Here is a 9,124-nt window from a genome sequence, read left to right as displayed (position 1 = left end):
CCCCCAGCGCAGAATCAGCGCTCCCGCTTCGCCTCCCGACCGAGCTGTTCCTCGACGGCCTCGACCTTCTCGTCCGCGGTCCCGTCGCTCGCCCGTTTGTCGTCGATCTTCAGGACCGTCGAGACGCGGTCGCCGTCGACCGCGTCGTGGGCCGCCGCCGCGGCCGCGAACAGCGTCTCGGCGTCGTCGGCCTCGATCACGGTCCCCATCGGGTTCGTCTCGTAGCTCACGTCGAAGTCGTCGAGCGCGGCGACGGCGGCCGCCACCTCCTCGGCCATGCTCTCCTCGACCACCGGGGCGACGCTCAGCATCGCGATGGCTGTCATGGGCGGGGATGCGCCGCGGACTCACTTAAGCGGTCGCGCGGGCGACGACGCCCGAGTTCGCCTCTCCCGCGGCGACCTACTCCAGCGCGTCGCGCAGGAAGGAGAGCTGGTGTCCGATCGCGCCCTCGAAGTCGTCGCCGAGCACCGAGAAGTGGTCGGCGGGCATGGTGACGACGGTCCCGCGCGAGAGCCGCTCGCCGGCGTCCGCGACCGACTCGGCGTCAACGATGTTGTCGTCGGTCCCCGCGAGCAGCAGCGTCGGCGCGTCGACCTCGTCGAGTCGCGTCACGGGGCGGTAGCCGACGAGCCCGAGCAGCGACCGGGCGGGGGTCTCGTTGCGCCACGCCGACTCGCGGTCGACGAGGTCGAGGTACTTCCGCTTCGTCCCCGGCTCCGTGATCGCCGCGCGCTCGTCCGTCCCGCCGACGATGGGGACGGTGCGACCGCGACCGACCCGGTGCCCGACGAGGTCGCGGAGCCCTGCGATGCCGGAGCGGAGCAGGTACCGCCCGCCGCGTCGGCGGGCGATCGCGCGCCCGTCGAGCATCGGGACGAGGCCCACGACCGCGTCGACGTCCCGGCGCTCCGCGGCGAGCGTCAGGACGTGCGCGGCCGACAGCGACGCGCCCCACAACACGAGGTCGTCGCCCGCGTCGTCGAGGCGGCCCGCGCGGTCGATCGCGGCCTCGTACGCCGCGCGCTGGCGGGCGAGGTCGACCGTCTGCGAGTCGCCGTCCGACTCGCCGAACTCCGGGTGATCGAAGAGGAGGGCGGCGTAGCCCGCGTCGGCGAACCGCTCCGCGACGGCCGGGTAACCGAAGGTGCGCTCCGCGCCGAGCCCGGGCGCCATCACGACGATCGGCGGGTCGTCGGCGTCGCCGCCGGGCAGGTACAGCGTCCCGCGACAGGTCGCGCCGTCGGCGTCGAACGCGACCGCCCGGGTGGCGAACCGCTCTCGGGCCGGGCGCGCGAGGCGGCGCTGCGCTCGGTTGACAGGGTGTCGGCGGGTCACCGGTCGCCCTCCGGATCCGCCTCGGACGCGTCCGGTCCGCCGGACGCGCCCGGGGGTTCGCCCTCCGCCTCGGTCTCGTTCAGCGTGTCGAGCACACGGGCCGAGAACTCCGTCTCGGAGATCTCGTAGCGCGCGAGCGCCTCGAACCACTCCGCCTCGGCGTGCCACGTCCCGAGGACATCGCCGGGGGACCGCACGACCGTGCCCTCGACGCGGACGGGGTCCCACTCGTCGGCCTCCGCGCGGTCGATGAGCGCGTTGAGCGCGCGCCCGATCTCGCCGCGGTGGACCTCGCGGCCGGGGAAGGCGGTCATGTACGTCAGCTCCAGCGGGTCGCCCCCGTCGATCGATTCGACGCTGACGCCGTAGCTGCGGAGCGCCGGCTCCACGTCGGCCGTCCGCTCGTCGCCGGTCATACCCGATCCGTCGGCGGGACGGGATAAATCGGTACCGGCACACGCCGGCGGCGCCGCCGCTGGGATGGTACGGTCAGACGAAAGCCGCGGGCGGGGGACGACCGCCGAGTGGCGGCCGCAGATAGGTTGTCAGAGGCACACGATTGTCCCGCGCGGCCAACTTGGTGTAACCCGTGGAGTGGTATAAACGCTCGGGCCGGAGACCATTTATGCTGCTCCCGCTCCTGTGTGTAGTCACATGCTCACCGCGGCCGCGACGGCGCTGACCCGAACCGACGACACCGCGGGCGTCGTCCTCGTCGGCGGCGCCGTGACCCTGCTGGCGTGGGTGCTGACGCCGGCGTGGCTCGTCGGCGTCCTCTTCGTCAGCCCGGCGGTCGCCGCGGCGGCGCCGGTCGCGCTCGCGCCGTGGCTCGTCGCGCGGGGGTACTTCGTCCGGGTGACTCGAAGCGCGATCCAGACCGGTGAGGCGACGGGCACGCCCTCGCTGGTCGCGTGGGGGGAGTTGGTCAGAGACGGCGTCAAGTCGGTGCTGCTGTCCGCGGCGCTGCTCGCGCCGCTCGCGGGGGGGCTCGCGGTCGCCGGAGGCGTCGTCGCGGCCCTCATCGAGGGGCCGGTCGACCCGGCGGCGACGGCGACGGCGGTCGAGTCGGCGCTCGGGCCGGGCGGGCCGGCGGTCGTCGCGGTCGCGGCCGTCGGCGTCGTCGCCGCCCTCGTCGGGGCGTACCTCCTCGCGTTCGCGTACGTCCGCCCGGCGGCGCTCGCCGCGTTCGCCGCCTCCGGCCGGCTCAGGGACGGGTTGAGTCCGCAGACGGTGGCCGACATCGCCGCGACGGGCCCGTACGCCACCGGGTGGACGCTCGCCGCCGGGGCGCTCGCCGTCGGGTACGCCGTCGCGGCGCCGACGGCGCCGCTGGTCGTCGGCGTCGCGCTCGCCTTCCTCGTCCGCGTCGTCGCACACGGACTCTACGGGCGGGGCGCGGCCGCCGCCATGGCGGGTGGCCCCGACAGCCGGACGGAGCCGGGCGTTACGGAGGCTCACATCGCCACGGACGCCGGTGGCCGAGCGCTCCGCGAAACGGGTGCGACGCACGGTGATGTGACGGCTCGTGGTGACGCGGCGACCCGCGGCGACGCGATAACTCGCGGCAACGCGACGGCTCGGGGCGGCACGGAGACTCGCGGCAAGGTGGCGGCTCGGGGCGGCACAGCGGCTGCCGAGGTCGGCCGCGGACGCGACGCCCCGTCGGTTCCCGCCGTGTCCGGCGACGGCGGGCGGCCGATGCGGAGCGAGCCGCCGGCCGCGGTCCAGACCGGTCGAACCGTGCCGATCGAGGGCGGAGATGACCCGGCCGACGCGACCGCGGAGGTCAACGCGGACGCCGCCGAACCGGACGGGACGGACGCCGACGAGCCAGACGCCGCCGGCCCGGACGGCGGCTTCGTGTGGGGGCCGCGGCTCTCCGACGCGGAAGACAAGAGTTGATACGGTCCCGAGCGAACGCTCGGACATGCGCATCTCCGAGCGGGGGTACGGCGAAGAGGGCCGGGAACGGCTCACGCTGGTCCCCGAGAACGTGGACGACCTCTGGCACCTCGCGCACGTCCTCGAACCCGGGGACCTCGTCGAGGGCGACACCACCAGACGTATCCAGCGGAACGACGACCAGATGCGGGACACCGGCGGGCAACGCGAACACATCTTCGTCACCCTTCAGGTGGAGGACGTGGAGTTCGCGCGGTTCGCCAACCGCCTCCGCGTCTCGGGCGTCATCGTCGGCTGCTCGCGGGAGGACCAGCTCAACGCCCACCACACGCTCAACGTCGAGGAGCACGACGAGATAACCGTCGAGAAGCACTTCAAGCCCGACCAGACGGAGCGGTTGGAGGAGGCCACCGAGGCCGCGGAGAACCCCGACGTGGCCATCGCGACCGTGGAAGAGGGCGCGGCGTACGTCCACACGGTCCAGCAGTACGGCACGGAGGAGTACGCCTCGTTCACGAAGCCGACCGGCAAAGGCGAGTTCTCTCGCCCCCGCGAGGAGCTGTTCGCGGAACTCGGCGAGGCGCTCGCGCACCTCGACGCCGACGCCGTAATCTTGGCCGGGCCCGGCTTCACGAAGAACGACGCCCGCGACTACGTCGACGAGGAGTTCCGCGACCTCTCCGACCGGATCACCACCGTCGACACCTCCGCGGCCGGCGACCGCGGCGTCCACGAGGTGCTCAAGCGCGGCGCGGTCGACGAGGTCCAGAAGGAGACCCGCATCTCGAAGGAGGCGAGCCTCATCGACGAGCTGACCGAGAACATCGCGACGGGCGAGAAGGCGACGTACGGCCCGGACGACACCGCCGAGGCCGCCGAGTTCGGCGCGGTCGAGACGCTGCTCGTCGTCGACGAGCGCCTCCGCACGGAGCGGCAGGGGGACGGCGACTGGGAGATCGACGTGAACGCGGTGATCGAGTCGGTCGAGCAGCAGGGCGGCGACGTGGTCGTCTTCTCTTCGGAGTTCGCGCCGGGCGAGCAGCTCGCCAACCTCGGCGGTATCGCCGCGATCTTACGCTACCGGCTCCAGTGAGCGGCTGACAGTCGAGGTGCGGTGGCGCGTGCCTGCGAGGCCGCCTCGCGGCCGAGCCGCACGCGCGAGGGAGTCGCTGGCGCCGCCGGCGCCAGCGACGAGGCTGGGGAGGCGTGAGGCGCGCGGCCGGGGCTTCGGCGGTCGTGCTCGGGTCGGTGACCGCGCATCGCCGAGCGGCCGGGGCTTCGCTATGCTCGGTCAGGGGGTCGCTCGTAGCGACGACAGTCACGTATCGCGTTCGGGGAGCGGCCGTGACCTTATCAGAGCGCGTCGCCAATCACGGGTCGATGGCGGACCGATCCGGCGGTGACGAGAGCGTCTCGACGACCGCCGACCGCGAAGGCGCTGACAACGCGGACGCCGACGCGTTCCCCGACTCCGAGACCCTCCCCGACGACCTCGACGACGCCGGCGTCAACGAGGAGGTGAAGCGCCGGCTCCGCGAGGCGTACCTCAACGACGAGGAGAACGCGCTGATCGTCACTCGGGTACGCTCGGTCGGCGACCGAGTGGTCGTCGAGATGCGTCCGCCGCACGGCGACGCCACGCACACCGAGCGGTTCGACGCGCCCCGCGACGGATCGCTTCAGGAGTCCGAGGAATTCCTCGGATTTCTGGACGCCGCGGGCGTTTCGCCGCTCGACGTCGACGAGCTCGTCGGCACCCGCGTGCCAGCGACGTACGACTCGGAGACGGGCTGGCGGGTCGACGCCGCGTACCGCGCCGCTTCGGAGGCGGACGGCGGGAGCCGGTTCGCGGACGCCCGCGAGTGGCTGTGGACCTACAAGGCCTGGCTGTTGGCCGCGCTGCTCGTCGGCGGCGAGTTGGCGTTCGTCGCGGTGATCATCCTGTTGTACGCCTGACTCCGGGGGCGCGGCGCGTCGGCTCAGAGCACCCGGAGTCGATACCCCTCGGCTGCGGTCTCGTCGGTGACGCGGCCCGTTTCAAGCGCCGTGTCCAGGACCTCGGCGACGAACTCCTTCGGCACCTCGACGCCGATGAAGTCGGTCCCCTCGCGAGCGGTCGTGAGGCGCGCCATCGTTCGCTTCGTGCCGTCGTCGTTGTAGACGCTCCCGACGCGCTCGCCGCCGCGGCGGAACCGCAGCGTCACGTCGGTCGGTTCGAGCGCGTCGAAGCGCACCTCGAACACCCGGTCGTCGCCCTCCAGCCGCGCGAGCATCGCGCCGTCGTGTTCGATCACGGTCGTCTCCATACCCCCGTTACGGGCTCGACGCACATAACGGCGACACGCGATCGACGGGTGCGCTCGGAGGGGACGGGGCCGCGTCACCCCGAGTTCTCGGCGTCGAGGTAGCCAATCACCGCCTGCGGCGCCACGACGCCGACCAGTATCAGCACGCCGATCAGGACGGTGTCGCTCAGGCCCGTCGCGACGCGACCGCCGTACGCCAGCGCCAAGCCGGCCGCCATGAACAGGAGGATGACCGCGTTCTCTCGGGAGACCATAGGCAGACGTGGCGACGCCGATTACAAGAGTCTTGTCGGAGTCACTTCCCCCAGAAGGGGTCGCGCTTCCGGCGCGTCTCCAAGTAGCCTTGGAGGGCCTCGCGCTCGTCTGCGGTGATCTCCTCTTTTAATTCCTGTTCGAGGATCTTCGCGTGCTTCTCTGGCACCTCGGTCCAGAGGGTGTCGCCCTCCTCGATGCCGCGGCCGACGGTCGGGCCGTCGATAGCGATGCTGACGCGCTCGCCGGCGCGAGCCTCGTCGACGTCGTCGCCCTGTTTCTGGATCCCGGAGAGGTCGCCGACGCGCTCGAACTCGTTGCCCTCGAAGTAGCCGACGTTGCGGTTGTTCTGGAGCGTGCCGGAGATGATCTCGACGCCGACGACCGCGGGGTCGTTCTGCCGGAACGTGTGGTCGGGGAGGATGCGGAAGCGGGCCGGACGGACCACTTTGTCCAGCACCGTCTCCTGTTGCGCGCGCTGCTTTTCCTCGACGTAGCGCTCGTAGTCTTCGACCAGCTGGTAGATGACCTCGTTTTTGAACAGCTTCACGTCCGCGTTCTCTAAGTCCGACTCCGCGTTCTTGAGGAGGTCGACGTTGAACCCGAGGATCGCCTTGTGTTCGTCTTGGTTCGCCGTCTCGGCGACCGCGATGTCGCGCGGCGCGATGTCGCCGACCTCGGCGCGCAGGATCGGGACCTCCGCCTCGCGGAGGGCGTTCGCCATCGCCTCCAGCGAGCCGAGCGTGTCCGCCTTGACGACGACGCCGTTGTCGGCGGTCTCGACCTCTATCTCGGCGAGTTCGGCCTTCACTTCCTCGATGACCTGATCGGCGGTGCGGTCGCGGACGACCCGGACCGGCGCGCCCGCCATCGCCTGGTCGAGGTCGGGCGCGGCGATCTTCACGCCGGCCGCGGCGCCGATCTCGCCGACCTTCTCGAACTCCTTCTCGGTGCGGATCTCCGCGAGCGGCCGCGGACGGAGCAGCGCGCGGATCTCGGTGACGATCGGCTCGTTCTGTCCGCCGACCACGATGGTGTCGCCGTTCCGGATCACGCCGTCGTAGACGACGGTGTCGACGGTCGCGCCGAACCCCCGCTCGTCTTTCACTTCGAGGACCGTCCCCTCGCCGGGCCCCGTGACGTCGATCGCCATCTCCTCTTTCATGAACCGCTGGGAGAGACCCATGAGGACCGTCAGGAGGTCCGGGACGCCCTCGCCGGTGAGCGCCGAGAGCGGGACGACGCCGATGTTCTTCTGGAAGTCCTGGACGCGCCAGTAGAGGTCGGCGGAGAAGCCGGCGTCGGACAGCTGGCCGATAATCTCGTAGAGGTTCTCGTCGAGCATGGACTTCGCGCGCTCCGACTGCTCCTCCATGCTCTTCTGGATCGGTTCGCCGTCCTGCGGGTTCCACCCCGGCGTCGTGTCGGCCTTGTTGGCCGCGACGACGAACGGCGTCCCCGTCCGCCGGAGGATGTCTATCGCCTCCTCCGTCTGCGGCTGGAAGCCGTCGTTGACGTCGACGACGAGCACCGCGATGTCGGCGAGCGCGCCGCCGCGGGCGCGCAGCGTCGAGAAGGAGTGGTGGCCCGGCGTGTCGATGAACAGCAGGCCGGGGAGGTCGAAGTCGGACGGGTCGATCAGCTCGCCCGCCATGCCGGAGATGGTGTCGAGCGGGATGTCCGTCGCCCCGATGTGTTGGGTGATCGCGCCGGCCTCGCCCTCGCTGACGGCGGAGCCGCGGATCGTGTCGAGCAGGCTCGTCTTGCCGTGGTCGACGTGACCCAGCACGGCGACGATGGGGGTTCGCAGGGTGTCCGCGTGTGTGTGGTCGGTCATATGTGATCGCCCCGAGAAGGTTATAGCCACCATTCGTTCCGGCCGTCAGTTAAGCCTTTCAAAACGCCGCGGTGATCCGCGGCGGCGAAACCGGTGCCCAGTCACCGAGCGCCCGGCGCCGAGCCCGTCCGCGTCGGTCGCCCGTCGGACGGCCCGTGGCGTTTAAGACCGTCGCCCGGGACCGTGCGGGTATGGTCGACATCCTCGCGGAGAACCTCTCCGGGAAGGCGGTGATGAGCGCCGACGGCACGGAGCTCGGGGACCTGTACAACATCACGATGAACCTTGAGTCCGGCGAGCTGAACCACCTGCTCGTCAGCCCGCACGAGCAGCTCAGGAGCGAGCGCGTCGACTTCGACGTCGACGAGATGGGGCGGCTCCGGGTCCCGGTCGCGAACGTACAGGCGGTGAAAGACTACATCGTCGTCGCCCGCTGATGCAGGTCCTCGACTCGTCCGCGTTCATCCACGAGTACACGACCGACGAGGACGTGGTCTCCATCCCGGCGGTCCACGACGAACTGACAGGCGAGGTCGCGCTCCGGTTCGACGCGATGGAGGGCTCCGGGATGACCGTTCACGTCCCGGCGCCCGAGGCGGTCGACCGAGTCCGCCGGGCCGCGAAGGGGTCGGGCGACGCCGCTGAGCTGTCCGACACCGACATCCGGCTCATCGCGACCGCGCTGGAGCTTCACGGGACGCTCGTCACCGACGACTACGCGATGCAGAACGTCGCCGAGCGGCTCGACCTCCCGGTCGAGCCCATCGAGCGCGATGGGATCACCGAGGAGCGCGAGTGGCGCTTCCAGTGCGTCGGCTGCAACCGCACCTTCGACGAGAACAAGGAGCGGTGTCCGATCTGCGGCAGCGACCTGACGCGGAAGAACCCCGCGTGACCGGGCCGCCGGAGCGCCGCGGCGCGAGTCGTTCCCTCCCGCTCCCGAGCCGCGTGCGACCGGTCCGCACCCGACCGACCGATTGAACAGGCGCCCCGCCGACCGACCGGCATGAACGCCTTCGAGGAGTTGTCGCCGGACGCGCTCCGATCCGGGCGGGCGGACGCGCTCGACGACGCGGTCGCGACCGCGCTCGCCGCCCACCCGCTCGACGGTGTCGAGACCGAGTACCCCCACTATCGGGGCGCCGTCGAGGGGCCGGAGGCGCCGCCGCCCCCGTCGGAGGACCACCCCGTCTTCTACGGCTGCTTCGACTGGCACTCGGCGGTCCACAGCCACTGGGCGCTCGTCCGCGCGCTGCGGCTCGTTCCGCACCACCCGGACGAGGCCGATATCGCTGCCGGGATCGACGAGCGACTGGCTCCCGAGAGCGTCGCGAGCGAGGTCGCGTACCTCGACGAGAACCCCGGCTTCGAGGAGCCGTACGGCTGGGCGTGGCTGCTCCGGCTCGCCGCCGAACTCGACCTGTGGGACGACCCGCGCGCCGACGCGTGGCGCGAGACCCTCCGCCCGCTGGAAGGGCGGGTCCGGGAG

Annotated in this window: 12 protein-coding genes; 6 read left to right on the top strand and 6 right to left on the bottom strand. The window is 71.5% G+C overall.

Going from position 1 to position 9,124, the window contains the following annotated elements:
• Nucleotides 1-14 precede the first annotated feature (14 nt).
• The 3 genes from EXE47_RS17880 to EXE47_RS17870 all read right to left on the bottom strand — a co-directional run bounded on the left by EXE47_RS17880 (nucleotide 15) and on the right by EXE47_RS17870 (nucleotide 1,754).
• On the bottom strand, nucleotides 15-326 hold the full coding sequence (locus EXE47_RS17880) for an MTH1187 family thiamine-binding protein (RefSeq protein WP_049930907.1): 312 nt from the start codon (nucleotides 324-326) through the stop codon (nucleotides 15-17).
• 76 nt (nucleotides 327-402) lie between these two features.
• Nucleotides 403-1,338, bottom strand: coding sequence for an alpha/beta hydrolase (locus EXE47_RS17875; protein ID WP_049930905.1), 936 nt, complete (start codon nucleotides 1,336-1,338; stop codon nucleotides 403-405).
• The gene (locus EXE47_RS17870) at nucleotides 1,335-1,754 is read right to left on the bottom strand and encodes a hypothetical protein (RefSeq protein WP_086215362.1); all 420 of its coding nucleotides are present in this window, start codon (nucleotides 1,752-1,754) and stop codon (nucleotides 1,335-1,337) included. Before EXE47_RS17870 ends, EXE47_RS17875 begins: the two co-directional genes overlap by 4 nt.
• A 238-nt stretch (nucleotides 1,755-1,992) precedes the next feature.
• Between EXE47_RS17870 and EXE47_RS17865 the strand changes: the two genes are divergently transcribed.
• From EXE47_RS17865 to EXE47_RS17855, 3 genes are all read left to right on the top strand, one after another.
• Nucleotides 1,993-3,240, top strand: coding sequence for a DUF4013 domain-containing protein (locus EXE47_RS17865; RefSeq protein WP_089308578.1), 1,248 nt, complete (start codon nucleotides 1,993-1,995; stop codon nucleotides 3,238-3,240).
• Nucleotides 3,241-3,265: 25 nt separating this feature from the next.
• Entirely contained in the window at nucleotides 3,266-4,333 is a 1,068-nt protein-coding gene (locus EXE47_RS17860; protein ID WP_049930899.1) for an mRNA surveillance protein pelota, read from the top strand.
• 287 nt (nucleotides 4,334-4,620) lie between these two features.
• Nucleotides 4,621-5,196, top strand: coding sequence for a hypothetical protein (locus tag EXE47_RS17855; RefSeq protein ID WP_089308580.1), 576 nt, complete (start codon nucleotides 4,621-4,623; stop codon nucleotides 5,194-5,196).
• A 23-nt stretch (nucleotides 5,197-5,219) separates the two neighbouring features.
• Here EXE47_RS17855 and EXE47_RS17850 read toward each other — a convergent pair whose 3' ends face one another.
• The 3 genes from EXE47_RS17850 to infB all read right to left on the bottom strand — a co-directional run bounded on the left by EXE47_RS17850 (nucleotide 5,220) and on the right by infB (nucleotide 7,635).
• Nucleotides 5,220-5,546 (bottom strand): hypothetical protein, encoded by a 327-nt coding sequence (locus EXE47_RS17850; protein WP_049930895.1) that lies wholly within the window; start codon nucleotides 5,544-5,546, stop codon nucleotides 5,220-5,222.
• Nucleotides 5,547-5,620: 74 nt separating this feature from the next.
• Nucleotides 5,621-5,800: a hypothetical protein gene (locus EXE47_RS17845; RefSeq protein WP_049930893.1), complete on the bottom strand. Its 180-nt coding sequence runs from the start codon at nucleotides 5,798-5,800 to the stop codon at nucleotides 5,621-5,623.
• Between the two features lie 41 nt (nucleotides 5,801-5,841).
• Nucleotides 5,842-7,635, bottom strand: a complete 1,794-nt coding sequence (infB, locus tag EXE47_RS17840) for a translation initiation factor IF-2 (RefSeq protein ID WP_089308581.1) — start codon at nucleotides 7,633-7,635, stop codon at nucleotides 5,842-5,844.
• Nucleotides 7,636-7,826: 191 nt separating this feature from the next.
• Here infB and EXE47_RS17835 point away from each other — a divergent pair, with 191 nt between their 5' ends.
• The 3 genes from EXE47_RS17835 to EXE47_RS17825 form a co-directional block, all read left to right on the top strand.
• Entirely contained in the window at nucleotides 7,827-8,072 is a 246-nt protein-coding gene (locus tag EXE47_RS17835) for a PRC-barrel domain-containing protein (protein WP_049930889.1), read from the top strand.
• On the top strand, nucleotides 8,072-8,530 hold the full coding sequence (locus tag EXE47_RS17830; RefSeq protein WP_049930887.1) for an NOB1 family endonuclease: 459 nt from the start codon (nucleotides 8,072-8,074) through the stop codon (nucleotides 8,528-8,530). The genes EXE47_RS17835 and EXE47_RS17830 overlap by 1 nt, the downstream gene beginning before the upstream one ends.
• Nucleotides 8,531-8,641: 111 nt before the next feature.
• Nucleotides 8,642-9,124, top strand: a 483-nt coding sequence (locus EXE47_RS17825; RefSeq protein ID WP_137708595.1) for a DUF2891 family protein, incomplete at its 3' end; no start/stop codon positions are given.

It is taken from the genome of Halorubrum sp. GN12_10-3_MGM (assembly GCF_005435235.1).
GTDB classification, from domain to species: domain Archaea; phylum Halobacteriota; class Halobacteria; order Halobacteriales; family Haloferacaceae; genus Halorubrum; species Halorubrum ezzemoulense.
The sequence above is the reverse complement of the archived record's forward strand: the minus strand, read 5'-3'. Positions and strand labels throughout refer to the sequence as shown.